This window comes from Carboxylicivirga linearis, from assembly GCF_018271995.1.
GTDB lineage: Bacteria > Bacteroidota > Bacteroidia > Bacteroidales > Marinilabiliaceae > Carboxylicivirga > Carboxylicivirga linearis.
Genome location: NZ_JAGUCO010000001.1, coordinates 69,764 through 96,490 on the forward strand (window position 1 = coordinate 69,764; position 26,727 = coordinate 96,490).

Consider the following 26,727-nt stretch of genomic DNA (forward strand, 5'->3'; position numbering starts at 1 on the left):
AACATTTATAGAAGAATGACAAGAGAAGACATCGCAAAGAGTTTTATAGAAGCGCAGGAAGTTCTGAATCGTTTTATTGAAGATGCAGAGAATTGGGATAGAATTAAAAAGGCTGGAGATTTAATGGTGGAAGCTGTTAACTCTGACAAGAAGATCTTTTCGTGTGGTAATGGTGGATCTATGAGTGACGCCATGCATTTTGCAGAAGAATTAACCGGACTGTTCAGAGACGAAAGAAGAGGAATGCCTGCTATTGCTATTTCAGACCCTACCCATATTACTTGTGTGGGCAATGACTATGGTTTTGATTTTATCTTTTCCCGCTATGTTGAAGCAGTTGGTTGTGAGGGAGATGTTCTACTGGCAATAAGTACTAGTGGTAATTCGTCCAATGTACTCAATGCTGCCAAAGTTGCTAAAGAAAAAGGGATGAAAGTTGTGGCTTTGACTGGTAAAAAAGGGGGTGAGTTAGCTCAAATATGCGATGTTGAAATTCGCGCACCACACAATGGTTATTCCGATAGAATACAAGAAATTCATATTAAAGTTATTCATGTGTTGATTCAGTATATTGAAGGTGTTGTAAATAATTAATTTATTAATTACTCCGGTAGTAAGTCTGTTTTAAGCGATTTTTTTTTAACTTGAATGAAAAATCGCACACATATGCTTGTAAAAACCTTTGGGTCAGCTGTAAGTGGGGTTGATGCCTACACAATTACAATAGAAGTAAATGTATCTCAAGGTATTCGTTTTCATTTGGTTGGTTTACCTGATAATGCTGTAAAAGAGAGTCAACAACGAATAGAATCCGCCTTAAAAATAAGTAATTACAAATGGCCGGGTCATAAAATTGTAATTAATATGGCTCCTGCTGATATTCGTAAAGAAGGATCATCTTACGATTTACCTCTTGCCATTGGTGTATTAGCTGCTTCCACACAAATAGATGATTCACTCTTAGCTAACTATATTATTATGGGTGAGTTGTCATTAGATGGCAGTTTGCAGCCTGTTAAAGGTGTTTTACCCATGGCTATAAAGGCCAAAGAAGAAGGTTTCAAAGGATGTATTCTACCTATACAAAATGCAAAAGAAGCTGCGGTTGTTGGAGGTTTACAAGTTTATGGATTTGAAAATATAAGTGAAGTAATTGGGTTTCTTGATGGGCAATCAGATGCTGAACCTATTCAACTCAACACGGAAGAAGAATTTAGTAAAGGTATTCAAACTGTTGATTTTGATTTCTCTGATGTAAAAGGTCAGGAGAGTGTAAAAAGAGCTTTGGAGATTGCAGCTGCCGGTGGACATAATCTTATAATGATCGGACCACCAGGAGCCGGTAAATCTATGTTGGCAAAACGGTTGGCAAGTATTCTTCCTCCTTTATCGTTAGATGAAGCTTTGGAAACTACAAAAATTCACTCGGTAGCCGGTAAAACAAATTCCAAAAATTCATTAATAACCCAACGCCCCTTTCGAAGTCCTCATCACACAATTTCAGATGCCGGGCTTATCGGTGGAGGCTCCTTTCCTCAACCCGGAGAAATAAGTTTAGCACATAATGGTGTTCTTTTTCTTGATGAATTGCCAGAATTTAAAAGAACCGTTTTGGAAGTGATGCGTCAACCCTTAGAAGACAGAAATATTAATATATCAAGAGCACGTTTTTCTATTGATTACCCGGCTAGTTTTATGTTGGTGGCAAGTATGAATCCTTGCCCTTGTGGGTATTTTAATCATCCTGAAAAGCAATGTGTTTGTAGTCCAGGTGTGGTTCAAAAGTATTTAAGTCGCATTTCAGGTCCATTGTTGGATAGAATAGACCTGCACATTGAAGTTGTTCCGGTTCCTTTTAATAAGCTGGCTGAAACGCCGCCTTCTGAAAAAAGTATTGAAGTAAGAGAAAGAGTGGTCAATGCCCGCAAACTTCAAAATGAACGCTTTGCTTCTAATGAAAAGGTACACTGTAATGCCCAAATGACTGGTAGAATGCTTGCTAAATATGCTACTCCTGATGAAAATGGGATGGCAATTTTAAAAACTGCCATGGAACGACTGGATTTATCGGCACGTGCATATGACAGAATATTAAAAGTTTCGCGTACCATTGCTGACTTAGAGGACTCAGTTTCAATTCAATCACATCATGTTGCTGAGGCTGTTCAATACCGAAGTCTTGATCGTTCGGGTTGGGGTGCTTAAATTTGCGGTTCGTCAATGAAAATAATCTACTAACAGAAACGAAGAAACAATCAGTTCGTTAAGATGTTACAAATGAAACCAAAACCAAATGGCGAAAAAATGCAAAGATATGAGCGCAAACAGTTTAATGGATCCAATTGGGCGATTAATGGGCCTACGTTATAAATCTCACCCCTGGCATGGAATTGATATTGGGGATCAGAGTCCTGATATTATCAATTCTTTTATTGAAGTGGTACCAACCGATACAATCAAATATGAAATTGATAAGGTAAGTGGTTATCTAAGAATTGACCGTCCACAGAAGTATTCAAATGTGGTGCCCGCTCCTTATGGCTTTATTCCTCAGACGTATTGTGGGAAGAAGGTAGGAGCTTACTGCTCTGAAAAAACCGGTAAAAAAGATATTATAGGAGATGGTGATCCGTTGGATATCTTATTGCTGACTGAGAAAGATATTCCTCACGGCGATGTATTAGCACAAGCCATCCCTATCGGAGGATTCAGAATGTTGGATGGAAATCAGGCGGATGATAAAATTATTTCGGTTTTAAAGAATGATGTGATGTATGGAGAATACAAAGACATTACCGAAATGCCTGAAATGGTTATCAAACGCTTAAAGCATTATTTCTTAACATATAAGGATATGCCTGGATTAAGTAACGATTCGGAAATAACCCATATTTATAATGCTGAAGAAGCCAAAAAAGTTATTAAACTTTCGATGGAGGATTACGAGAATAGATTTGAAGGGCTACGAAAAGCTCTCTCTTCCTATTAGAATTGAAGTAAAAAAAATATAGATTGAATCCCTGCTGATAGTAGGGATTTTTTAGTTTTCAAGAATTGCTTTTTGTAAGATAAAACGATGTTCAGTGTCAATACATTCATATTTAATATCAATCCCTGAGATGTCACAAATACGTTTTACAATAGATAAGCCAATACCTAATGATTGAGGATGACTACCTGCTTTCTTAAAACGTTCAAATAATTCTTCAGCATTTACATCCAATGGGTCACCACTATTCGCTATAGTCAGTGATTTTTCGGAACAGTCAACCTTTAAGTATCCTTCTATTTTATTATGGCGGATTGCATTTTTAACTAAATTCTGAATAAGTGTATTGGCCAATGTACGATTCATAATATAGCTACAGGCTCCTGATGAAATAAAATCGACATTTATGTTTTTATCTTCAATCATAGGATCCAGAAGTTGTATTTGTTCGCGAACCAATTCAACAAAATTGATTTCTTCTTCGTCACTGAACATCCGGTTATCTAATTTTGCCAAATAAATTAAAGCCTGATTGGTTTTAGATAGTCGACTTACAGTATCCATTAACCCAGCCAATGTTTTTATTTGACCCTCTGTTAGATTTTCTGATTGGAGTAATTCATCAATTTTAGAGGTAATTATTGCTAAAGGAGTTTGTAGCTCATGGGATGTATTCTCGGTGTATTCTTTTAAGTGCTCAAAATCTTCTTTGATTTTTTTGTCCATTGCGTTAAATACCTCATTTAACTGTTCAAATTCATCTATATCAGAGGTCATTAACTCCAGTTTATTTACTTTATTCACATCAAAAGCCTTTAACTTTTTAATGGTGTCGTAAAAAACACCCAGTGAGTGTTTGATAGATGCCCTGTTTACCAGGTATAGAATCATAAAAAACAGAATGGGAAATACAGCCAGCATCAAGGTAAATTTCATGACTAGTAAATCAGAAGGAGCTGTGGACCGGAGTATCGAATACCGCAAAGTACCTCCTTCGAAATGCTTGTCAAAGGTAAAGCTTCGGTAGAATTCATATAGTCCATTCTGAGGATTAACAACAACGGTGTCGTTAAAAATTCCGTCGGTATATATAGGTTTACTCTGTAGAGTGTCAAGTGTAACATCGGCATACGAAAGGTGAAAACTCTCAGTAGCATCTAACTGTTCAATTATACGTTTTGCACCTAATAGCTCATTATTTAAAAATTTGTTAACTGCATATCTAATAAAGTAATAACCACCCAAACTACCCAATAGAAAAAAGAAAATACTGGCAGAGATAAAATTTAAACTGGTTTTGGTTAATAGTTTCATTATCTGCTATTATTATTAGTTTGATTGTATAGCTGCTGTTTTAATTCACTAACTTCTTTTTTCATTTCCTCTATTCCTTCCAGTATTTCTCTCATTACCGGATTGGATTGTGTTGAATTTCGCAATTCCTCTTCCCGTAATCCTAAAACAGTATCGATTCTTCCAAGTAAAAGAGAAAAGACGATGAAAAGTAAGAATAAGATGGGGATTGAAATATAAAGGTGATTGTAAATTAACTCACCAACCTGATTGTCTCGAAATGAATCAAGGAATACAAAACCAATCATAAAAAACTGGATATAACCTATATACATTCTTGCCCGGTCGATGTAAATTTTCCAGCGTATAAGTGTCTTCTTGTTGGCTTTGGGTCTTTGCATGGTGTTGAGGTTATTCGGCATCAGTAAATTTATATCCAACGCCATATACATTTCTTATATAATCACCGCATCCGGCTTTCAATAACTTTTTTCGAAGATTTTTGATATGAGTGTATATAAAATCATCCGTGAATCCATAATCCATAAAGTCTTTCGACATATGTTCGCCAATGCCTGTTTTTGTTAATACTCTGTTTTTGTTAGCGATGAAATAAACTAATAAATCAAATTCTTTTTTTGTCAGATCAACGGGATTATTATTTACCGTTACTAAAATCTCACCAGGAATGACCGTCAGTTCGTTAAAAAGAATTTTGTCATCTCCTTTAAAGTGAACTCTTCTGACTACAGATTTTAGCCTGGCATTTAACTCAGCCATTTGAAATGGTTTGGTAAGATAATCATCTGCACCAAGTTCTAAACCTTCTATTTTATTATCTAAACTATCTCTGGCAGATACAATAATAATACCCGTTTTTATGCCTTTGCTTTTTACCTTACGAACGACTTCCAGTCCATTTCCATCGGGTAGGTTAAGATCCAACACAACAATATCGAAAATGGAATCCACTAAGTGTAAAGCATCACTTAAGTTACTTACCTGTTCACAAATATGACCTTCAGACTCTAAAAAAGCCTTAATGCTCTTCGCTAATTCCGGTTCATCTTCAACAATAAGAATTTTCATATAAGAATGCGATTTCTTGTTGTTACATTAAATTGCCTATACAGCATGCCTGATAACATTCATAGCCATTGAAATTAGTATCATCGTACAGGCAACACCAAAATACAAAAGATTTTTTTTATAAATGATGATCGATTGCTTGCTTTTACGGGCAAAAATCCATCCTATATGACTTACCACTAAAGTAAACACCATTAATATAAAATGCTCAACTGCCCAGAAACGACTTCTCAATTCGGTTCGTTTTAACAAGTCAATTTGTCCATGTGTATAATCAACCATGTAAAATATAAACAAAGCTGTTCCGAGTGCTAATTGAATGTATAAAAGAATAGTAGCCCAAAGTGGAAGCTTTATATCCCAATTGGTTATAGCTGCTTTTTTTCTTAAGCCATAAATAGCTCTTAAAACAATGACCAATGTAACCAAACAAGCTAATGTACTGGTGATGATGTGTAATATGAGAATAACATTTCGTGTCATTAGTTAATTTCTTGAGCAATTATGGTTGCCTGTTTGATGCGGTCTGCCATACCTATTCCGTCACGAAGATTACCTGCAATAATTAAACCTTTGTGCTGTTTTTGCACTCTTTCTATGGCTGCCAAACGTTTATCTGAATTAGCTGCATACTGAGGTATGGCATGTGAATACCTCATGATATCAACCATTGATGGTTCAAACTTTTTCAAGTCCATCGAATCCTTCATTTCTCTTTCAAGCACCTGCATCAGAGCTTCGTCATCTAAATCACATAATTTCTCATTTCGTATTCCTCCCATAAAAACAGAAAGTAATGCACCATCTTTAGGGGCTCTGTTTTTAAATAAAGAGGACATAAACAGAACTCCCAAAATATCTCTTTTTTCTTTATGCGGAACCAGGCCTCCAAAGCCATCCAGTGGTCGTCCGTTCCATTGGTCAAATCCTAGTGCAATTTCAACAACCCTTGCATATTTAAGGTTTGTCAAATCCTGCATATCCTCATCTGAAATAAACGCAAACGTCTCCTTTAATCCAACAGATCCAAAAGTACTTACAACTTTATCAGCAGTCATTTCAATATCTTCTCCATTCTGCGAATAAGAAACCTTGTAGCCTCCAGTATTTAAAGGTTCTATGACAACATTATCAACACCCAATTTTGTATTTCCTTCTCCGGCACTTTTTAACAGAGCATCTGTTAATTGGCTTAATCCGCCCTCTATAGAAAATACAGCACGATCAACCCTCTTCTCTAATTCGCTTTTGGGCTCTTTTCGCTTTTTAATACTTCCTTTGATAAAACTTCCATAGTTTTGTTCAAGGTTATAGAGCTTTGGCATGGCGTGCCTTGTTATTAACAAAGATGGATCTCCAGCGTATATACCCAGAATAAATGGGTCGATGGCGTAATCCAAAAAGCTTTTACCCATTCTTCGTTTTACCAGTTCTGCCAATGACTCATCAGGATCTACTCCTGGTTTTCTGAAAGGCTCTCCCAGTATCCGAAATTTATCTTTTAAACTAAATAAAGGAGTTGTTACGGCTGATATTAATCCCTGTGGTAAAGCATGCCATTTTCCATTTTTCATTACAAAACGCGTTTTCACAACATCGTTTCCTTTTTCTACCCTTATTAGATCTTTTAAGTCATCAAATAAGGCAACGGCTTCAGGATGTGAAATTACTCCTGTGTTGGGACCTGATTCATATATAAAACCATTCTTTGATTTGGTATGAATAACACCACCGTGACGAGGTTTTTTATCCAATACCAAAAAGTTGGTTCCCTTTTTATTTAAATGATGAGCTAAGGTTAACCCTGTTACCCCTGCACCTAATACAACAACAGAATAATGCTGATTACTCATTAAAAAAACGTTTTCAAAAATCGATACTTACAGATGTCTTCATTCTGGTTAAAAAGAAGGCGTCTACGTGAAACCTGATGGGTAAAGGTTTGGCTAATCAAATGCGAATTACCTATTTTTTAACTTAACGTTAGTAGGATTCGCATTTACATATTATGAACAGCAATATAACCAGAATGGTTGAATTACCCTGATAAGATGACGCTTTTCGTGCTTCTTATTTAATTGAAACCTCAATATCAAATTTAGGTGATTTTAGTTGCTCCGGTATATTTCTTAAGTCTGAGAGAATGATTTCAACCGATGATGAATCAACTTGTTGTTCATTAATCAGATAATGTTGTAATAATATTGATCGATCATTCAATAACTTTTTAAATGCCTCATCTAGTTCATTTTCACCAATTAACTTACGGCAGGCAAGAGGCAAAGCTAATGTATCTGCACCTTCAACTGATTTATTGACGAAGCGTTTAAAAGCATCATTATCACTAGTTAACTCTGCTAATTGTTTATGATATTTCTGGTAATCTGCCTCGGTATCCGGTTTTATTTTATCAATTAACATCTGTTTTTTAGCAATTGCTACTGCTAATGAATCTTTTTCAATCTCAACAAAAGTTTGTTGGGAGAAGGTAAAGAAGAGTTCTGGCTTTTTATGCAAAATAGTAGCAATCTTATTGAGTGTTTCTTTTTGATCGACAGTAAGCGAATCCTGTGCATATTCAAACGGCAAGGTTTCCAATTCTTCTGGACGGGTTGATACCAGTTTTCCAAGTGTATTAAACGGCGATGCGGCTGTTTTAACCAATAAATTTAGGAATGCTTTCCAAACAAGTTTACTAACACTAAATTCAGGATCAGATGGATTTCCTTTCACCGGTAAATTAATGTCAATAACATCTTTGGGATCCTTCATTAAATATAAACCTAATTTGATTGGGGCATTAATGCCTGTTGTGTCTTTTGTTTTATGTCCAAATTCAAGTTCGTTTATAGTAATTTGGTTTTCATTGACCATCTCGGTTTTTGACATTTCAATTGATAAATCATAATTGAAATCACCTTTAGTGATAGGACAAGTGATATAATATTCAGTGTAAGGAGAGAAACTCATCAAGCGAAGTTTTTTAAGTTTAGCCTTCACATTTAGGTCATAAGGATCAATAATACTAAATGTAGTATTTCCATTCAGGTTACCCTGATCATTCAAATTGATGCTAAAATCAACAGGGATTTTTGCAGTGCTTTCTGTAATCTTGCCTAAGCTTACATTAATATCCTTAAAATCATATTGAAAAGGTCTGTTGAGCGTATTATCACTGAATAGAATTTTGGCATTGATTAGTTTAATAGTATCAATCCTGTATGATAATAAGGATGAGTCAACATCAGTCTCTGTTGCACTTTCAACATCGGTTTCAATAGAATCCGTTTCAAGATAAGCTTGGAAGATTCGTTCGAAGTTCGATTGATCTTTATTTAGATCAGCTGTTAATACAGGCTGTTCAATCTCTATGTCAGAAAAATAATAGTTGGATCTACCCAGATCCAGAGAATCGAATTTCACAAAAAAACGTTGCAGATTCAAAAAGTCTTTGTTGCCTGGTTCCCACATTTTAAACGTATCAACACTAGCACTTCCTGATACTACTAGATCTGTAGTTTTATTAGTGTTGCCATTGATTATTACATCTGCATTTAAATTACCTGAGATTCCATCAATATTTACATATTGCTCAACATAATTTGAAATGGGCTCTAACGACAAATCTTTCATGCCAATGACAAGGTGGTAGCGATTAATTTGATTATTAATATCTGCACCAATAGAAACTAGTCCTTTCTCGCCAAATTCAAACTCAACACCCATTTCTGATTCCTGGTCGTTCCAGGCTATTTTTGGCAGGTTTAAACTCAAATCATCAAATAAGAGACGATTATCTATTTGTTTATCGTAATAATCAACTTTACTACGTGTTATTTTTATGTTATAAACAGAAAAACGCAATGGTTGAGAAGGAACTGTATCAAGGTCTTCCGTTGCCAAAGAATCTTCAGGCGGAATTAAATCACTAAAATTAAAATCATCCTTACCTTGTACTATATATGCATAAAGGCTATCGAGTGTGATACTTGAGAAGGAATATTCGTTTCGAACCAATTTCCATGGGTCGAAATTGATATAAAGTTCTTTAAAACCAGCAAAAGTGTCTTTTTGATTTTCTTCGTAGACAACCAGATCCTGGGCGCGAACAGCCACTTTAAAGTAGTTAAAATTTAATTTACCCAATTCAATTTTTCGGCCCGTTAGTTCTTGTCCATTCTTATTAATGTAGTTATTTACAAGTCTTGAAAGAAAGAACAAAAAGATAAAAACTAGTAATAAAATACCCCCTATAATGAGAGTGCGCTTTTTTATTTTCATAGGTAGAAAATGGGTTGTGGTTTTTCAATTAATAATATAAAACTAGTAGATTTTTTAGAACATTACAATAAAATAAAGATAATGATCCTGCATAGAAAAGTGCATAGTAGTGTTAATTTGTATTTTGTATAACTTGAAAAATAATAAGGCCTTTAAATGGCAAAGAATAGTTTGTTGCTACAATAATAGACGAGGTTTACTCTTCAAAACTTAATTGCATAAAAACAGAATCAGTTTAAAGTATACAAGTGGATTATAGAATTAAAACCTTAAATAATAACATTGTTATCAATTATTTATAAGCATACATGTAATAAATAGTGATAATTGAATAATTAGGATATATTTTTAGTTATCAAGAAGTCTATGGTTAATGGACTTCTATTTTTTATTTGGTGGTCTACACTTTCGAAAAAGTAAATTAATGAGGTTGCAACTATTATATATCCTTTTATTAGTTCTTGTTTTTAGCTCTTGTGGAGTTAACGACAGATCATTAAGTGTAATTAGTTTTAATATTCGCTACGATAATCCTGGAGATGGTATCAACAGTTGGGATAACAGAAAGGGTATTGCATTTTCATTTTTGGATAAGGAAAAACCTGATGTTATTGGATTTCAGGAGGTACTTCCACGACAATTGAAACACTTACAAGAACACCTTAAGGATTATACGAGTATTGCAGCAGGACGAGAAGATGGGAAAGACGCTGGTGAGATGACCCCCATATTTTTTAAAAAAGATAAGTTCGAATTAATTTCCTCTTCTCATTTTTGGTTGTCAAATACTCCTGATATTCCTGGCAGTAAAAATTGGGGTACGCATTTTCCTCGCATCGTGACGTGGGTTCAGTTAAGAAACATAGAGAATGGATATATCTTTTATGTTTTTAATACTCATTTTAGTCATATTAGTTCGTTTGCCAGAAACGAAAGTTCAGTTTTATTGTTAGACAAAATTCAGTTGTTAGCAGGAGATGCTCCGGTAGTTGTTACGGGCGATTTTAACGCTACATTTAATCAGGTTGCTTACCAAACATTAACCGATCATTGGATTGATCATTCGGCTTTGTGGGATTCAAGATTTGAGAATCTTACAACCGATAATGAAACCGTAACAACCTTTAATGGTTTTAATGACAATACAGAAAAGATGATCATTGATCATATCTTGGTTAACGGCATGTTTTTGGTTCAGTCATTTCGAACCTATCCTATTAAGAAAGGTGATACATTTATTTCTGACCATTTCCCCATAAAAGCAGTATTATCATTCCGTTTAAATGAGAAATTAAGCGACAAAGAACCCAGAGAGTTAATCCCTTCATTGCAAGATCCTTTTTTTAATACAGATGGAATTGCTTTTGCAAAAAAAATGTCTGTACCCATTGTTTTACCCGATAATTCGGCAAACATTTATTATACTCTCGACGGTTCAAAACCCGATACTGCTTCGCTTAAATATGACGAACCCATTGTATTAAATAAAACAACAACTATTACTGCCTTTGCATTTAAAAAGCGCAAAAAACCATCAAATACTATCACTAAAACTTTTATAAAAAGAAGTAATGTAGAGTGTAAAGTTATAGATGTATCACCGAATAATGATAAGCTGACTGATGGCTTGTTTGACTTTCTGCAAGATAATAAACAAGGTGCTATTGATTTAAAAAATGGATGGTTAAAGTCTGATAGCAGTGAAGTTATTATGACCTGTAAACTTAATCGCATGACTCAAATTAGTGAGGTTTATCTATCTCACTTAAGTCGGCCCAATTTAGGAATACTTAGTCCCAAATCAATAGAAGTAAGTATCTCGAAAGACAATAAAAATTTTGAGATCTTCGGTTCTGTTTCGCTGGTTCCTTCAACAGATAAAGGTGAAAATCAAAAAAGTATTGAGTTAATAAGTGGTCAACAAACAGGTAGATACTTAAAGATTAGAATTGTTAATCCCGAAATTTCAATTGATAGTATACCATCAAAATTGTTTATCGATGAAATTGTAATTATTTAGATTTACTTTTCTACTTCAACAAGATATCCGCTGTGGCGACGAATATTAATTACTCTATCGTTATCAAATAAAAGATATTGACCTTTAATTCCTTGTAAGGTTCCTTCTATAGACGCTTCCTTATCAAATGTAACCGATTGTGGTTTTATTGGAAACTGTAAAACAGGGTAATTTAATTCCCATAGCTTTTCCTCTTGAAAAGCATATTTTTGCAATTCTTTTGGTAAAAGATCAATAGCTCTATTTTTTTCGCTCAATAGATTAATCTCTTCTGCCAAAATATTTTTCAACATACTTCTCCAATTAGTTTTATCAGAAAAGTGTTGTTTTAAATATGACTCTATTACACCTGCTATATGTCTGTTAGGAGTTTCGGCAATAATCATTGCGTTCCAGGCTCCCTGATCTATCCAACGCGTGGGTATTTGTGTATTTCTTGTTATACCAACTTTAATACCTGATGCTACAGCCAGATATACATAATGAGGAATAAGGCAGTGCGATTCGGCCCATTCCTGATCACGTGACTCACCCAGATGAGCTCTGCACAATTCCGGTCTTAACACACACTCTTCAGCTTCGGGTGCTGTTTGAAAGCAATTGTAGCAAAACCCTTGTCCAAACGATTTTGATGTCACCTTTCCACAGGCAATACAATTAATTTGGTTTTTGTAGGTTAGCTTTAATGGCTTTCCAACGAACTCATTTAAATTGATGGTAGTATCTTTCATCACCATTTGGTATTGAATTGTGTCACCATCAATACTAGTGCGCATCTTAAGTAAGTTACCTTCAGCCATTGGATTGATTATTTAATGTTTCGGTTAGTTTATACAATTTATCTGAACGTCTGATTTTAACATCAACTGGCATGCTAAAGCGCTCTCCTTTTTTTGTTTCTTCAACAGGATTGAGATCCACTCTGATTTCGGATACTTTCATTTGAACAACACCTGTAGTAGGGCCTGTTATCAAAATTTCATCGCCAACTTTCAGGTTTTGTGTTTCCATCAAGAATTCAGCTACTCCCAATTTTGGAAAATAATTCATTCCTTTCCCAATATAGGTCTTCTTTTTTGTGGCTCTTGAACCGTAGTTATGACTCCATTCTCCTAGGCGCTGTCCCATGTAATATCCATCCCAGAAACCACGGTTAAATACCTCTGAAAGTTTGGTATCCCATTGCTGTATCTTCTCTTCTCCATAGGTTCCGTCTAAAACAGCAGAAATGGCTTCGCTATAGCTCTGGCAAACATTCTTAACATACTCAGCCGATCGTGCACGTCCTTCAATTTTAAATACTCTTACGCCGGCATCAATCATTTTATTCAGAAAATGAATGGTTTTCAAATCTTTTGGCGACATGATGTATTCATTCTCCAGACTCATTTGCATGCCCGATTCTTTCTCTGTTACATCATATCCTCTTCTGCACGGTTGCAGGCACCCCCCACGGTTAGCTGACGAATTTAACTGATGAAGACTAATGTAGCACTTACCCGATGTTGCCATGCATAATGCGCCATGGGCAAACATTTCAATTTGAATCAACTCACCTTTTGGTCCTCTAATGTCTTCTTCAACAATTGCCTGGTGGATACTTTTAACCTGATCCATATTTAATTCGCGAGCCAATACTACTACATCAGCAAAATGACTATAGAATTTTAATGTTTCAACATTAGAGATATTCACTTGTGTAGAAATATGTACTTCAACTCCTATTTGATGAGCATAATTAATGGCTGCCTGATCTGATGCAATAATTGCAGTTACTTCCATTTCCTTTGCAACATCAATAATCTCGCGCATCAACGAAAGTTCATTATTAAAAATAACCACATTAACAGTTAGATAGGTTTTAATGCCATTTTCTTTGGCGATGCTAACTATCTTTCTTAAATCTTCGGTACTGAAGTTATTTGATGAGCGCGAACGCATATTTAGCTGTTCAATACCAAAATAAACAGAATCGGCTCCCCCTTGAATAGCTGCCTGTAATGACTCATAAGATCCAACCGGCGCCATTACCTCAAAATCTTCCCTTTTCAATCCTTTCATTGTAATACTATCTGCTTTTATGATCAAGCGAGAGCACTTGTAAATAAGCTTTCGCTTTCAAACTATCAACTGAATTTTGAGCATTTTCCATCCGGATAAAACGTCTCATTCTATTATCATAGACCTGATATAAACTGTCCTGAATGAATCCCATTGCATCCGGATAATCGAAGAATGCAAAACCATTTACCTCTTCGTCGAATAAGTTTTTGCTAAATGGGAAACCATCATCATTTATACCACACTGAGTTAACAAAGTTCGGGCCATATCGGTTTGACTACCTACCTTATTAATTATCGTATCTTTTACTGCCAAGGCTCCACCAGTCCATAACATAGGTATATGGAATCGCTCTTTTGTGTCATCGGTAAAGCGCTCCGGACCAGGAGTACTATGATCGGCCATTAGAATAAACAAAGTGTTATTCCATAATCCGTTTTTCTTTACCTTATCAAAGAAATCACCTAAGCATTTATCGGTGTAAGCTACTGAATTATGGTATTTATCCTCAAACATTTGCACCATAGGGACGTCAAACGGCTCATGACTGCTAAGAGTAAAGTAAAAGTAGAAATATGGAGCCGTAGCACTTTGCATTTCGTCAGCTAAACGGTCAAAAGTATACTGATCGTGAACCCCCCATTTTTCTCCTTGATAATCCGATGGAAAATCGCTCATGGTTATTGTTCGCTTAAACCCGGCTTGTAGAACGAATGAATTCATATTTTTAAAACCCATATCTCCGCCGTACATGTACATAATGTCATTATAACCTGCTTCTTCAAATTGTTTCGGAAGAAATGATAATGTTTCAGTTTTATCAGGCATGCGAATGATTGAGTAGGTTGGCATAACCTGATAACCTGCTATTGCAGCAACCAATCCTTTATCGGAACGAGATGATGCTGAATAATAGTTAGAAAACAGAATGCCTTCTTTACAAAGCTTTGTGAAATTTGGCGATACAGCATGTCCACCCAATGGCTCAATTACATGAGCGGCAAAACTTTCAAGTAAAATAACTACAACGTTGGGCTTCTCAACAGCTAAAACAGAAGGGTAATGACCTGATTCTTTTTTAAGGTCAGAAAAAATCTTTTCAGCTTTTTCATCCTCCATAAAATGATAGTGCTTTTGGGTTGCATCTATCTTTTTTAGAGAATACATTAGGTTCCAGATAGGATTTAATGCTGATTGATTAGCAAAGCGCTGTGATGAGAAATAAGCGGCACCAGTGTTTAATGGAGCCACACCAACTCCGCCACGTATTGGAATTATTAATAAACCTCCTAAGAATAGTAAAATAGGTAACTGAATACCAATTAGTTTCCAGTTGAGTTTGTATCTTGTTACAGTAGGGTTAACCAACTTTTTATAGCCTAAGATAAATAGGCCATTAATAAGAACAAATGAAACAAAGAAGCCAATGGACTGATGCCATTCTAAAGACCAAAGAACTACCTTAGGATCTTTTAAAAAGCTCATAGCTTCAGCGTCGATGTGTCTTCCCCAAAAAGAAAACAAATAAGTATCGCCTAACAGTAATCCGGTAAAAACAACAATAAGGCCAAAAGTAATCCAACTAATGAGTCGTGTACTAAACTGACGTAAGGTAACAATGGATATAATCTGCCCCAAAACAACTAACATCATTAAATAACCAATGATGGAAATATCCATCCTTCCACCGTAAATAAATGATTGGAATAGGTTTTTGATGGTTGTGTCTTTTATGAAATCAGCATTAAAACCTATAAAAATTAGACGATGTAGAGCAAAAAATAGGATCCAGAATAAAATGGTTTTACTCCAAAAGATATAAAATTGTTTAACCATGCAGATTGATAATAGATTAAGAAATTAAAATGGTGTTTATGACTTTATTCGGATTCCTTCCTCAAGAAATGATTCTATCTCATCAACCATTTTATCAACGGTGAAGTTATTAGCTACATGCTTCTTTCCTTCTAGTCCCATATCTCTATAGTTTTTATCTTCAATCATTTTTAAGATACTACTCGATAATGCTTCGGGATCAGCAGGTGGAATGATTAAACCATGTTGTTGATCCTGCATTAACTCACTCACACCATTTACATTAGTGCTGATTACCGGAACGCCTGCAGACATGGCTTCCATTAAGGCATTGGGCATACCTTCAAAAAGTGATGGAAGAATAAATAAATCGGCCTTTTTCAATAAAGGGATTATATTTTCATGAAAACCAATTAGGAATACGTTTGATGATAATCCATTTCGTACGATTTGCTCATTTAGTTCTCGTTGCAATTTTCCTTTTCCAGCAATAAAAAAATAGGTGTCAGGGTGATTAATAACTACCTTCTTAGCAGCATCAATTAGGTAACGGAACCCTTTCTGAGTTGATAATCGGCCTGCTGAAAAGATAATAAAAGGATTTTCTGTTGAAGGTTTTAAGTATTCATTAAAATTAAATCCCTCTAAATCGTGGTTTTGACTTTCAACGCCATTATATATAACCTTTACAAAATCTTTATCCCACCAACCGTAACTGTCATACTCCTTTTTAATTGAGTAGGTGTTAGTAATTATTCCATCGCAGAATGGAAGAAAACTAAATTTATATTTGATCGACTTATTGAGTAGTTGAACTCCCTGGCGACTATATACCAAACATTTAGATTTAAGAATTTTCTTAACCAAATATCCGGCAATTCGTACATCCCTATTCTGGCATCCAATAATTACATCAAATGCTTTTTGTTTATAGTATTGTTTTAGTTTTAATATACCTAATAGACTGAAGTCGGAATAAATATTAATCGGAAGCACCGGAAGGTTTTCGGCTTTGGAATGTTGCTCCAATAGGGAGTTTGCAGAACAGCCAATGTATACTTCATGTCCTCTCGAAATCAAATTCTTTGCGGTCATAAGCATCCATTTCTCTCCGCCACCCCATTTCGAGCGTCCTATGGAATTCAATAATAAAAGCCTCATTCCAATTATTCTTTCTTGTTTGTCATTTAAAAACAGAAAAAATTCACATTAAATTTTAGTGGATGTGAATTGTCTTTTTTTTGACAGTTAAGCTGCAAAATAAATGTATTAATATGAATAATAAGGTAGCTTTTTCAATTTTTCGCAAAGGAAAAATTAAAAACAATATAAAACAGTTGATTTCTATCAAGCATTTATGGTGTGGCAATAAGTATTTCGATAAGTTCAATTTCATTTTCTTACCTTTGTTGAAAGGTAATTAGCTGCCTTTACGCACAAAATAAAATTATTCAATCATGGTAGACAATTTGTCTGTAATAATAACAACCTACAATAAAGAAGAATATTTGAGAAAAGTATTGTTAGGCTTCACAACTCAAATAAATAAGAACTTCGAAGTTGTTATTGCTGATGATGGATCAGGAAATAAGACTAAAGATTTAATAAATTGGTTCACTGAGAACTCCAATTTAAGCATTAAACATGTCTGGCATGAGGATAATGGTTTCCGTAAATGTGAAATTTTAAATAAGGCGATAGTAGAAAGTACATATGATTATTTACTATTTACGGATGATGATTGCATTCCAAGAGCTGATTTTGTAGATGTACATTTAAAAAATGCTCAGAAAGGACGCTTTCTAAGTGGAGGTTACTTAAAATTGAATAAAGAAGTTACCGATTCTGTCCTGGATGAAAATATTATCTCTCAGGAAATATTCAGGAAAAAGTGGTTGCTTCAACATGGGCAAGAAAAGAGTTATAAATTGGGGAAAGTTTCTCGTAATAAAATATACACTCTTTTTATGAACCTTATCACATTTACCAAACCAACATGGAATGGTCATAATGTTAGTGGGTTCAAATCAGATATCATAAGTGTAAACGGCTATAATGAAGATATGTTTTATGGTGGTTTGGACAGGGAATTAGGAGAACGTTTAGTAAATAAGGGTATTGTGGGAAAGCAGGTTCGCTATAAAGCAATTTGTGTGCATCTCGACCATCCAAGGCCCTATAGAAATAGAGAACTGCTTTTAAAAAACAGAGCCAGAAGAAAGCAAGTAAGAGAAGAAAATATAGTATGGGCTGATAATGGAATTGATAAATATAAATAGAAAATTAAATCTGGTTGAAAAGTTGCAATAAACTATTAATTGTTCTGAACGGCCTTTTCAACTAAAGTGTACAACTTCTTAATTTGTTTGACTCTGTTATAGTTATCAAGTGCATGGTCGCGTCCATTTAAGCCCATTGTTTTGGCCTTTTCAGGATCTTTACAAAGTAAAATAAGGTAGTCAGCCATTTTGTTTTCGTCTTTTTCTTCAACTAAATAGCCTGTTTCTCCGTGTATAACAGCTTCCTTTATCCCACCATGTAATGTGCTAACTATTGGTAATCCTGAAGCTGCAGCTTCTAATATACTTAAGGGCGTTCCTTCCATGTCTCCATTAGGTGCAATTATTGAGTGTTGAACATATGCCGTTGATGACTGCATTAAATCAGATATTTGTTTTTGATCTAAGATACCTGTGAAGGTTACAGACTTGCTAATATTCAGGCTGGAGACTAATTCACTACATTTCTCATACAAGCCGGATTTTTTTCCCACCATGGTTAATGTTGCATCAGGATATTCTTTTACAACTTTACTGAATGCCCGAATGGTATAGAGAGGACCCTTTTTTGAAGTGAATCGACCAACTGCAAGAAATTTTCTATCTGTAATTACTTCTGATACTGGTTTAAATTGAGTCGTATCAATTCCATAAGGGATTAGTTGAATTTTTTCTTCTGGAGCACCAATACTCATTAAACGTTTTTTCATTTCGTTTGAAACAACAACTATGTAAGTGGCATAATCAAATAGTCTCTGATATTTCTTTTTGTAATTCTTTAGTATTTTAATATCAGTTGCATCGTGTCCATGAAAGATTGCAATAAGAGGGATGTTTAATTTCTTACAAACTGGAACCATATGAGAAGCAGACATTCCATAATTGGAAAATACACAATCAATATTATTTTTTTGCAGGTGTTTTTTTAGGCCATAGGTACTAAAAAAGTTATTTCTACCGATGAAGATCTTAGAAAATTTATGCATTACCCATAAAAACCTGGAATATATTAAAGTATTATCTTCCTTTCTTTCGGGTAAACGTCCTGTATGTATTGTATCAATATCTGCGTATTTAGATAATCCGCTTATGATGTTTCGGATAAATGTTTCTGAGTAAGCGTATTTTTCCGATCTGGTAATGCATATTTTCATTTATATATGGATATATAGTTAGTGTACGATTGTAATATTGATTGTGAAATGCAACAAACTTAGCAAATATTTCTTGAATATAAGTGACTACATTTTTCTCTAACTCATGAAGCTTATCACACGCATGAATTAGCATTTATTGAAGAAAATAATACCTACTGTACTAGTATCTTATAAGTAAACTATAGGAGTAATGTTGGTGAATATTTATTTATTGCAGAGATAGTACTTAACTCTTATTTATTACCTCTTTTATTAAGTTAGCAGATTTTTCTCCATGGCGACCATCTAACTGATCGAACATCATTGAATTGTATTTTTTATAAAAGCTATCTTTCTCTGAAAATCTTGCAAAAGCAGATTCGATTGTGGATTCTAATTCTGAAAAATCCTCAACTTGAAATGAAACATCCTTAATCAATTGTTGAATTTCGTCTGTTAATTTCGGCACTTTGTTAGTCCTAAATGTTATTAACGGTTTTTTAAGGGCGCAAAACTCCGCAATTATTGAACTCGCGTCAGCAACCATTAAATCGGCCATCATTAAATAAGGTAAAGTATAATTATCTTTTAAAAGAAAGATGTTCTTCTTCTTTTTTAGTTCATTAACATACTTTTCCGACATAAAAGGATGAAGTGTAACAATTATATTATACGTGTTTGAGAGTTCTTCAATTCTGTCATACCATTTATCAATAGCTGACATTCCTGATTTATCATAGGTTGAGCTAAAAATAATGGTTTTCTTAGTCTGCGAGAGATTAAGTTTTGTTTTTAATTCACTTATTTCGTTCGCTGATATTTTACCATTAAATGCATCATCAAGTTTTGGGAAACCTCCTGATTTAGCTGTTTTTATTCCCAGTGACTTAGCTATCTCTACTTCATGTTCAGAAGACATTAAAAACAGATCAAAGGCATTGTATTTTTCATTGCGTATCATCTTTTTAAAATGATATGGGCCATGCCTCATTCCAATGAGTTTAATTTTAGAACATGGAAATTTGTGAATGCCATGACGAGTCATTAGAACATTCTTAGGAAATACTGGCCATAATGAACTTTTAATACCTTTTTCTTTTAATTGCAACTTAACTTTTCTGTTCTTAGCAACTATTGTGATGTTATCAAGGTGATCCAAAACATTTTTTGCAACAATATAATCCAGGTAATATTCACAGAAGAAAATAGTTTCTTTATTCTTCTGAAATTTATCTAGTATGTGCCACGCTATTGTGTATGGTGATTTTAAGAGATAATAAGAAAATACCATTATGCATGCCTCGTTTTAATATAATCAACTAGCTGTTTTGCGATTACTTCTTCAATACTCTGATTAATTTCGAATTTTGACCATTCCCCATCTACTTTGCTGTAATAGTATTTGTTTTTTGAGTATACGTTAACACCAAAATGTAAAGCCTGATATTCAATTAAGAAGTAATTATTTCCTTGAGCAGCAATATCAATTGATAAGAACGGAGAATTAAAAACATCAAAAACACTGAGGGCATAATCAAGTATCGATGTTGGAACTTCAAAATTGAAATCAAACTTCTTGGCTCCACTGGCACGAAAATCATTGTCTTTATTATGCCTTTTAGTAATATATAGTTGATTGTTCAGAATTAGTACGCGATAATCAAATTCCAGTCCCTCAACAAATTCTTGAACAATAAAGCGTTTATCTTTAAGAATATAGAAGTTTAAGTAATCCTCATAATCTTTTCGATTATTATAATCCGGATATTCCGGGTACGTTTTTTTCTTCCTAAAATACTTTCGCCTAAATAGGTCAAGTTGTTTTAAAGAGGGTATCTTATTAAAAGATTTTTGGATTTGTACTAGATCAGAATCTTGTTTTATAAGATATACTCCTTTGCCATTTGATCCATCAATGGTTTTCAGAACAAATGGATATTTAAAAGTGGTTTTATCAATTTTATTGATTGAATCAACATATTGAGATTTTAAAGATTCAAAACCTAATTGTTTTTTAAGTAGTTCCTGATAACCTTTATTCTCGTGGCACTTTAGTAATTCTAATGATGGAATGACAGTATTTTCTTTATCTAAAAAAGAAATAATATCTGAAATATAACCACGTGTTTCTTCCTTTTGACTAAATCCGTAGAATATAATTTGATTTTTAATTTCACCAATTTTATCAATTATGTCAGAGAAGAGATAGTGTTTTACCTTTACTCCTTCGCCTTCTATTGTATTTTTTATGAGCTCTACATCCATTGAGGCCCACGGCTTACGCATTTGACCAAAAAAGTTGTAGTTTGTTGTTAAAAAGTATATTTCCATATTTTTAGGTTCTCCGGAGTGAAATTAAAACATACTAGATACTAAATGTTCATTTCTTATGTGGGATTTATATTTTATGTCTCTACAGCTTTTGTAAAATTATTATCAGTTTGCCCTTTAGGTTGAGATTAGGATAAGTCAGTGTAATAGGATTAAGCGAAAGCAAAATTAATCTATTATTAAGAATTATTAAGGATTATATGAAAGAAAAGTTGACACACCTCATTTAGTGCATCGAATTTTGCCTGGTGTGAAGGATATTAACTTGTTATATGAATTAAAATTTCTAATCTTCTTTAGTTCTACAGATACCTAGAGGTTACCATAAAAAAAGCGACTCCGAATTAATCCAGAATCGCTTTAAATTATTAATCAAATTAAGTTTCTTATACTTCAGGTACACCTGTTGTTGTGCGGACTACTTTTTTGATTTTACCATTTTCATCATACTCCAGTTTGTCGATACAAACGCTACGACGGAATGGTCCTCCTGTTTTTGAGGCAGCATTGTGGTAAATAAAATAATCCTGACCTTTAAAAGTGATAATGGCCTGATGATTGGTAGGTGAATTATGAAGTGTATCGTTTATCACACCTTGGTACTCCCATGGCCCCTCTATACTTTTTGAAGTTGAATATTCGGTGGTTGAAGGGTAGTGAGCTGCATACGACAAGTAGTACGTATCGCCTTTTTTATGAATCCATGGTGCCTCAAAAAAGTTTTTAGCTTCCACTGTTTGAACAGGTCCGTCAACTTCTACCATATTGTCTTTCAGTTTTACGTAACGGGCTGCATTCCACGATCCCCAAAACATGTAAACTTGTTTGTCGTCATCAACATAAACAGCAGGGTCGATATTTAAAACAATTGAATTTTGTGTAGTATCAGCAATGATGGATTGACCACAAGCATCTTTGTAAGGTCCAAGTGGATGATCTGCAACTGCTACACCCATAGCAAATCCTTCGTTAACCTTAGTAGCTGGATCTTTATGAACCATTGGTACATACCACCAAAATTTACCATGGTTTTCAACACAATGACCGGCAAAAGCATTATGCGAAGCCCACTCAAAATCTTCTACAGTTAGTTTTACACCATGGTTTGTCCAGTTTACCATATCAGGAGTTGAAAAGACGTACCATTTCTTCATCACAAAACCTTCGTGACCTGGAACTGCTTCATCAGAACCCGTAAATAGGTAAAGTGTATCGTTGTATACCAATGCACAAGGATCGGCAGTTAATGGATTATCATCAAATAGTGGATTGCCACTATATTTAACCTCTTTTGTCTGGCACGAGACTGCAAGCACTAAGGTTATTGCAGCAAGTAAAAATTTAATTTGCTTCATGTTTATCAATTGATTTAAGATTACTTCTTTTTTAACTTCAATTATCAAAAATATGAAATGTATTTACAATAGATGGAGTAAACAAGCGTATTTGAGGTGGAGAATAATGGAAAAATAGCGGAATTGTCCGATGGCCTTATTTCAAATCTTTATAATTCACCTTATTCGTAAAATTTATAGTAATTTTGCAATATGTGCTTAACATTTGTCAAAGCCAGATGTTATTAAACATTGACTGCTGCTCTCCGGAGTTGAAGCAAATACCATAAAAACATTAACCACATTTATTTTATTCAAAGTTTTATGACAAGAACGGAATTGTTATATAAAATTGTGAAGGAACGTGTGCTCCTGTTGGATGGGGCCATGGGGAGCCTAATTCAGAATCATAAACTGGAAGAAGAGGATTTTAGGAGTGAACGTTTTATAAACCATACATCACCTTTAAAGGGTAACAACGACCTCTTGTCAATAACGCAACCCGAGATTATAAAAGGAATTCACAAACAGTATCTTGCCGCAGGGTCAGATATTATTGAAACCAATACTTTTAATGCAACTTCTATTTCACAGGCTGATTACGCAATGGAAGCTGTTGTAAAGGAGTTGAATAAGCAAAGTGCTATTATAGCCCGTGAGGCTGCTGAAGAATTCAGTACGGAAGATAAACCACGTTTTGTTGCCGGGGCAATAGGACCAACGAATAAAACAGCATCGTTATCACCTGATGTTAATAACCCGGGTTATCGTGCGGTTAGTTTTGATGATTTAAAAGATGCTTACCTCGAGCAGGTGAATGGTTTACTGGATGGTGGAGTTGATTTGTTTTTGGTGGAAACTATTTTTGATACCTTAAATGCCAAAGCTGCTTTATTTGCTATTAATGAAGGTTTGAAGAATCGTGGTATTGAAAAAATGCCGGTAATGGTTTCTGCTACTGTGGCTGATGCCAGTGGCCGAACTCTATCGGGGCAAACCATGGAAGCGTTCCTTAACTCAGTATCGCATGTTGATTTACTTTCTGTTGGCCTTAACTGTTCATTTGGGGCACGAGATTTAAAACCATATATCGAAGAGTTAGGAAAGAGAGCTCCTTTTAAAATCAGTGCTTATCCTAATGCTGGTTTACCAAACCAGTTTGGAGAATATGATGAAACACCGCATCAAATGGCACCACAGGTAAAAGAGTATCTGGAGGGTGGTTTGGTTAACATCATTGGTGGTTGTTGCGGAACAACACCTGATCATATTCGCGAGTTTGCAAAAATGATCAATGAGGCTCAGGTTCATAAGGAAGCAGAGATAGATCATACTACTCGTTTGAGTGGCTTAGAGGGACTTACCTTTTCTAAGGAGTTTAATTTTATAAATGTAGGGGAACGAACTAATGTTGCCGGTTCTCGTAAATTTGCGCGTTTAATCAGAGAAGAGAAATATGACGAGGCATTAACCATTGCCCGTGATCAGGTGGAAGGTGGAGCACAAATCATTGATGTGAATATGGATGATGCCATGCTGGATGCCAAAAAAGAGATGGTAACTTTCCTTAATCTGATGGCTTCGGAACCGGATATTGCCAAGATGCCGGTAATGGTTGACAGCTCTAAATGGGAAGTGCTGGAAGCCGGATTAAAATGCCTGCAAGGTAAAGCTGTTGTGAACTCTATCAGTTTAAAAGAAGGGGAAGAACCTTTCATAGAACAGGCTACCAAAATTAAACAATACGGAGCAGCTGTGGTTGTTATGGCTTTTGACGAAAAGGGCCAGGCAGATACATTTGAGCGACGTATAGAAATATGCGAACGAGCATATAAGCTATTGACCGAAAAGGTAAAAATGGCTCCTGAAGATATCATCTTCGACCCGAACATTTTGGCGATAGCTACGGGTATTGAAGAACACAATAATTATGGTGTTGATTTTATCAATGCTACCAAATGGATCAAGGAAAATCTTCCATATGCCAAGGTGAGTGGCGGTGTAAGTAACCTGTCTTTCTCATTCAGAGGAAATAATGTGGTTCGCGAAGCCATTCATTCAGCATTCTTGTACCATGCTATTAAAGTGGGTATGGATATGGGAATTGTAAATCCGGGTATGCTTCAAATTTATGATGATATACCAAAAGATCTTCTTGAAAGAGTGGAAGATGTGATCTTGAACCGAAGAGATGATGCTACTGAGCGTCTGATTGAGTTTGCTGAGAAATTAAAAGATCAAAAGATTGAAGGCAAAGAAGATGATCGCTTGAAGTGGCGTGAAGGCAATCTGGAAGAACGGTTGTCTTACTGTCTTGTAAAAGGTATTCCCGATTTTTTGGATGAAGATTTGGTGGAAGCTCGTGAGAAATACGATTATTCATTAGATATTATTGAAGGGCCGTTAATGGATGGAATGAATGTGGTGGGTGATCTTTTTGGATCAGGTAAAATGTTCCTTCCACAGGTTGTAAAAACGGCTCGTGTAATGAAGAAGGCAGTTGCCATACTTCAACCTTATATTGAAGAAGAAAAGGCAGCGACCGGAAATGCAGGTTCATCAGCCGGTAAGATATTAATGGCTACGGTTAAAGGTGATGTTCATGATATTGGAAAAAATATTGTGGGTGTTATTCTGGCTTGTAACAATTATGAAGTGATTGACCTAGGCGTGATGGTTCCAACGGAAAAAATTCTGGATGAAGCCATCAAGCAAAATGTGGATATCATTGGGTTGAGTGGATTAATTACACCTTCATTAGAAGAGATGGTGACTGTTGCCACTGAAATGGAAAAACGAAACCTTAAGCTTCCATTAATGATTGGTGGTGCTACCACTTCAAAAATACATACTGCGGTTAAAATAGAGCCAAACTACCAACATCCTGTGGTGCATGTAAAAGATGCATCAAAGAGTGTGCAGGTAGTAAGTGCCTTGTTATCGAAGAAGGATAAAGAGAATTTCGCTAAGTCTATCAGAGGTGAATACGAAGGTTTGCGTGAGAGAAATGCTAATAAAAAAGAGGTGAAACTCATTTCGATTGAGGAAGCACGTGAGAAAAAACATCAGATTGATTGGAAAAATACCATTACGCAGCTACCATCAGAAACCGGTGTAAAAGTGTTAGAGGATTATCCTATTCATGAAATTCGTAAGTTTATTGATTGGACTTTCTTCTATCAGGCCTGGCGATTAACAGGTAATTACGATGGTATGGAAAATTTATCAGATGATGCATCTGAGCAGAGTTGGTTAGAGCGGTTTAAATCAGAAGAAGGTAAGGCAAAAGCGAAAGAAGCCTTAAAACTGTATCGCGATTCGCAAGCTATGCTCGATCGCATCGAAAAAGAGCACATGCTTCAAGCTAATGCAGTTTTTGGTATTTTCCCGGCTAACAGTGAGGGTGATGATATTGAGGTTTATACCGACGAATCAAGACAACAAGTGTTAACTACATTCCATCATATTAGAGAACAACAGGAAAAACCAGGCAAGGAAACTTATCATTGTTTGAGTGATTATGTGGCTCCAAAGGAAAGCAAACGTTTTGATCACATCGGAGCTTTTGCTGTAACTACTGGTGTTGGAATTGATAAATGGATAGCTCAATTTGAAGCTGATCATGATGATTACAGTAGCATCCTATTAAAATCGCTGGCTGATAGATTAGCCGAGGCTTTTGCTGAGTTACTGCATTACAGGGTAAGAACTGAGTTTTGGGGCTATGCACCGGAAGAGCAGATTGATCATGAGAATTTAGTTCGGGAGCGATACAGAGGTATTCGTCCGGCATTGGGTTATCCTGCTTGTCCAGATCATAGCGAGAAGAGATTACTTTTTGATTTGCTTCAGGCCGAAGATAATGCCGAAATAACCTTAACCGAGCATTTTAGTATGTTACCAAATGCTTCGGTAAGTGGTATTTACCTGGCCCATCCTGATGCAATGTATTTTGGGGTTGGTAAAATTGGTAAAGATCAGGTAGAAGATCTGGCAAGAAGAAAGAATACAACAGTTGAAGACGTTGAGAAATGGATTCCATTAAATCTTCAGTATAAATAAAGATTAATTGATATAGCCCAATCGGTGACGTAACCA

20 protein-coding genes are annotated in these 26,727 nt (G+C 35.1%); 6 read left to right on the forward strand and 14 right to left on the reverse strand.

Features of this window, described 5'->3' with window-relative positions; all coding sequences use genetic code 11:
• Positions 1 to 15: 15 nt before the first annotated feature.
• The 3 genes from lpcA to KEM10_RS00295 all read left to right on the forward strand — a co-directional run bounded on the left by lpcA (position 16) and on the right by KEM10_RS00295 (position 2,989).
• Positions 16 to 594, forward strand: coding sequence for a D-sedoheptulose 7-phosphate isomerase (lpcA, locus tag KEM10_RS00285; RefSeq protein WP_212212002.1), 579 nt, complete (start codon positions 16 to 18; stop codon positions 592 to 594).
• 72 nt (positions 595 to 666) lie between these two features.
• Positions 667 to 2,205, forward strand: a complete 1,539-nt coding sequence (locus KEM10_RS00290) for a YifB family Mg chelatase-like AAA ATPase (RefSeq protein ID WP_212212003.1) — start codon at positions 667 to 669, stop codon at positions 2,203 to 2,205.
• Between the two features lie 109 nt (positions 2,206 to 2,314).
• Positions 2,315 to 2,989: an inorganic pyrophosphatase gene (locus KEM10_RS00295; RefSeq protein ID WP_212212005.1), complete on the forward strand. Its 675-nt coding sequence runs from the start codon at positions 2,315 to 2,317 to the stop codon at positions 2,987 to 2,989.
• Between the two features lie 51 nt (positions 2,990 to 3,040).
• Here the strand turns inward: KEM10_RS00295 and KEM10_RS00300 are convergent, their stop codons facing one another.
• The 6 genes from KEM10_RS00300 to KEM10_RS00325 form a co-directional block, all read right to left on the reverse strand.
• Positions 3,041 to 4,303 carry a sensor histidine kinase gene (locus KEM10_RS00300; RefSeq protein WP_212212006.1) on the reverse strand — a complete coding sequence of 421 codons (1,263 nt, stop codon included), beginning with the start codon at positions 4,301 to 4,303 and terminating at the stop codon, positions 3,041 to 3,043.
• Positions 4,303 to 4,683, reverse strand: coding sequence for a hypothetical protein (locus tag KEM10_RS00305; RefSeq protein ID WP_212212010.1), 381 nt, complete (start codon positions 4,681 to 4,683; stop codon positions 4,303 to 4,305). The genes KEM10_RS00300 and KEM10_RS00305 overlap by 1 nt, the downstream gene beginning before the upstream one ends.
• Positions 4,684 to 4,693: 10 nt before the next feature.
• The gene (locus KEM10_RS00310) at positions 4,694 to 5,371 is read right to left on the reverse strand and encodes a response regulator transcription factor (RefSeq protein ID WP_212212011.1); all 678 of its coding nucleotides are present in this window, start codon (positions 5,369 to 5,371) and stop codon (positions 4,694 to 4,696) included.
• A gap of 36 nt (positions 5,372 to 5,407) precedes the next feature.
• Positions 5,408 to 5,854, reverse strand: a complete 447-nt coding sequence (locus KEM10_RS00315; protein ID WP_212212012.1) for a hypothetical protein — start codon at positions 5,852 to 5,854, stop codon at positions 5,408 to 5,410.
• Positions 5,854 to 7,224 (reverse strand): protoporphyrinogen oxidase, encoded by a 1,371-nt coding sequence (hemG, locus tag KEM10_RS00320; RefSeq protein WP_212212013.1) that lies wholly within the window; start codon positions 7,222 to 7,224, stop codon positions 5,854 to 5,856. Before hemG ends, KEM10_RS00315 begins: the two co-directional genes overlap by 1 nt.
• A 217-nt stretch (positions 7,225 to 7,441) precedes the next feature.
• The gene (locus KEM10_RS00325) at positions 7,442 to 9,652 is read right to left on the reverse strand and encodes a DUF748 domain-containing protein (RefSeq protein WP_212212014.1); all 2,211 of its coding nucleotides are present in this window, start codon (positions 9,650 to 9,652) and stop codon (positions 7,442 to 7,444) included.
• Positions 9,653 to 10,076: 424 nt separating this feature from the next.
• Between KEM10_RS00325 and KEM10_RS00330 the strand changes: the two genes are divergently transcribed.
• Positions 10,077 to 11,672: an FN3 associated domain-containing protein gene (locus tag KEM10_RS00330; RefSeq protein ID WP_212212015.1), complete on the forward strand. Its 1,596-nt coding sequence runs from the start codon at positions 10,077 to 10,079 to the stop codon at positions 11,670 to 11,672.
• Between the two features lie 2 nt (positions 11,673 to 11,674).
• Here the strand turns inward: KEM10_RS00330 and KEM10_RS00335 are convergent, their stop codons facing one another.
• Genes KEM10_RS00335 through KEM10_RS00350 form a run of 4 tightly spaced genes read right to left on the reverse strand, consistent with a single transcriptional unit; the run spans position 11,675 to position 16,710 of the window.
• Positions 11,675 to 12,472, reverse strand: a complete 798-nt coding sequence (locus KEM10_RS00335; RefSeq protein WP_212212016.1) for a DUF2797 domain-containing protein — start codon at positions 12,470 to 12,472, stop codon at positions 11,675 to 11,677.
• Entirely contained in the window at positions 12,465 to 13,733 is a 1,269-nt protein-coding gene (locus KEM10_RS00340; RefSeq protein WP_212212018.1) for a peptidase U32 family protein, read from the reverse strand. The genes KEM10_RS00335 and KEM10_RS00340 overlap by 8 nt, the downstream gene beginning before the upstream one ends.
• Positions 13,734 to 13,740: 7 nt before the next feature.
• On the reverse strand, positions 13,741 to 15,570 hold the full coding sequence (locus KEM10_RS00345) for an LTA synthase family protein (RefSeq protein ID WP_212212021.1): 1,830 nt from the start codon (positions 15,568 to 15,570) through the stop codon (positions 13,741 to 13,743).
• 36 nt (positions 15,571 to 15,606) lie between these two features.
• Positions 15,607 to 16,710: a glycosyltransferase gene (locus tag KEM10_RS00350; protein WP_212212023.1), complete on the reverse strand. Its 1,104-nt coding sequence runs from the start codon at positions 16,708 to 16,710 to the stop codon at positions 15,607 to 15,609.
• 296 nt (positions 16,711 to 17,006) lie between these two features.
• Here KEM10_RS00350 and KEM10_RS00355 point away from each other — a divergent pair, with 296 nt between their 5' ends.
• A complete protein-coding gene (locus tag KEM10_RS00355) occupies positions 17,007 to 17,828 on the forward strand; it encodes a glycosyltransferase (RefSeq protein WP_212212026.1) in 822 nt (273 codons plus the stop codon).
• A gap of 35 nt (positions 17,829 to 17,863) precedes the next feature.
• Here KEM10_RS00355 and KEM10_RS00360 read toward each other — a convergent pair whose 3' ends face one another.
• The 4 genes from KEM10_RS00360 to KEM10_RS00375 form a co-directional block, all read right to left on the reverse strand.
• On the reverse strand, positions 17,864 to 18,982 hold the full coding sequence (locus KEM10_RS00360) for a glycosyltransferase family 4 protein (protein ID WP_212212029.1): 1,119 nt from the start codon (positions 18,980 to 18,982) through the stop codon (positions 17,864 to 17,866).
• Between the two features lie 229 nt (positions 18,983 to 19,211).
• Complete coding sequence (locus KEM10_RS00365) at positions 19,212 to 20,255, reverse strand: CDP-glycerol glycerophosphotransferase family protein (protein ID WP_212212032.1); 1,044 nt, start codon at positions 20,253 to 20,255, stop codon at positions 19,212 to 19,214.
• Positions 20,255 to 21,295, reverse strand: a complete 1,041-nt coding sequence (locus KEM10_RS00370) for an ATP-grasp domain-containing protein (RefSeq protein ID WP_212212034.1) — start codon at positions 21,293 to 21,295, stop codon at positions 20,255 to 20,257. The genes KEM10_RS00365 and KEM10_RS00370 overlap by 1 nt, the downstream gene beginning before the upstream one ends.
• Positions 21,296 to 21,681: 386 nt before the next feature.
• On the reverse strand, positions 21,682 to 22,650 hold the full coding sequence (locus KEM10_RS00375) for a glycoside hydrolase family 43 protein (RefSeq protein ID WP_212212036.1): 969 nt from the start codon (positions 22,648 to 22,650) through the stop codon (positions 21,682 to 21,684).
• A gap of 303 nt (positions 22,651 to 22,953) precedes the next feature.
• Between KEM10_RS00375 and metH the strand changes: the two genes are divergently transcribed.
• Positions 22,954 to 26,691 (forward strand): methionine synthase, encoded by a 3,738-nt coding sequence (gene metH / locus KEM10_RS00380; RefSeq protein WP_212212038.1) that lies wholly within the window; start codon positions 22,954 to 22,956, stop codon positions 26,689 to 26,691.
• Positions 26,692 to 26,727: the final 36 nt, after the last annotated feature.

What these genes read in the sequence shown, in the direction of transcription:
- KEM10_RS00340 (WP_212212018.1), bottom strand. Translation starts at nt 13,733, where the DNA reads ATGAAAGGATTGAAAAGGGAAGATTTTGAGGTAATGGCGCCGGTTGGA.
- KEM10_RS00290 (WP_212212003.1), top strand. Translation starts at nt 667, where the DNA reads ATGCTTGTAAAAACCTTTGGGTCAGCTGTAAGTGGGGTTGATGCCTAC.
- lpcA (WP_212212002.1), top strand. Translation starts at nt 16, where the DNA reads ATGACAAGAGAAGACATCGCAAAGAGTTTTATAGAAGCGCAGGAAGTT.
- KEM10_RS00335 (WP_212212016.1), bottom strand. Translation starts at nt 12,472, where the DNA reads ATGGCTGAAGGTAACTTACTTAAGATGCGCACTAGTATTGATGGTGAC.
- KEM10_RS00370 (WP_212212034.1), bottom strand. Translation starts at nt 21,295, where the DNA reads ATGGAAATATACTTTTTAACAACAAACTACAACTTTTTTGGTCAAATG.
- KEM10_RS00360 (WP_212212029.1), bottom strand. Translation starts at nt 18,982, where the DNA reads ATGAAAATATGCATTACCAGATCGGAAAAATACGCTTACTCAGAAACA.
- KEM10_RS00355 (WP_212212026.1), top strand. Translation starts at nt 17,007, where the DNA reads ATGGTAGACAATTTGTCTGTAATAATAACAACCTACAATAAAGAAGAA.
- KEM10_RS00375 (WP_212212036.1), bottom strand. Translation starts at nt 22,650, where the DNA reads ATGAAGCAAATTAAATTTTTACTTGCTGCAATAACCTTAGTGCTTGCA.
- KEM10_RS00315 (WP_212212012.1), bottom strand. Translation starts at nt 5,854, where the DNA reads ATGACACGAAATGTTATTCTCATATTACACATCATCACCAGTACATTA.
- KEM10_RS00345 (WP_212212021.1), bottom strand. Translation starts at nt 15,570, where the DNA reads ATGGTTAAACAATTTTATATCTTTTGGAGTAAAACCATTTTATTCTGG.
- KEM10_RS00330 (WP_212212015.1), top strand. Translation starts at nt 10,077, where the DNA reads ATGAGGTTGCAACTATTATATATCCTTTTATTAGTTCTTGTTTTTAGC.
- KEM10_RS00310 (WP_212212011.1), bottom strand. Translation starts at nt 5,371, where the DNA reads ATGAAAATTCTTATTGTTGAAGATGAACCGGAATTAGCGAAGAGCATT.
- KEM10_RS00300 (WP_212212006.1), bottom strand. Translation starts at nt 4,303, where the DNA reads ATGAAACTATTAACCAAAACCAGTTTAAATTTTATCTCTGCCAGTATT.
- KEM10_RS00365 (WP_212212032.1), bottom strand. Translation starts at nt 20,255, where the DNA reads ATGGTATTTTCTTATTATCTCTTAAAATCACCATACACAATAGCGTGG.
- KEM10_RS00295 (WP_212212005.1), top strand. Translation starts at nt 2,315, where the DNA reads ATGAGCGCAAACAGTTTAATGGATCCAATTGGGCGATTAATGGGCCTA.
- hemG (WP_212212013.1), bottom strand. Translation starts at nt 7,224, where the DNA reads ATGAGTAATCAGCATTATTCTGTTGTTGTATTAGGTGCAGGGGTAACA.
- KEM10_RS00325 (WP_212212014.1), bottom strand. Translation starts at nt 9,652, where the DNA reads ATGAAAATAAAAAAGCGCACTCTCATTATAGGGGGTATTTTATTACTA.
- KEM10_RS00305 (WP_212212010.1), bottom strand. Translation starts at nt 4,683, where the DNA reads ATGCAAAGACCCAAAGCCAACAAGAAGACACTTATACGCTGGAAAATT.
- metH (WP_212212038.1), top strand. Translation starts at nt 22,954, where the DNA reads ATGACAAGAACGGAATTGTTATATAAAATTGTGAAGGAACGTGTGCTC.
- KEM10_RS00350 (WP_212212023.1), bottom strand. Translation starts at nt 16,710, where the DNA reads ATGAGGCTTTTATTATTGAATTCCATAGGACGCTCGAAATGGGGTGGC.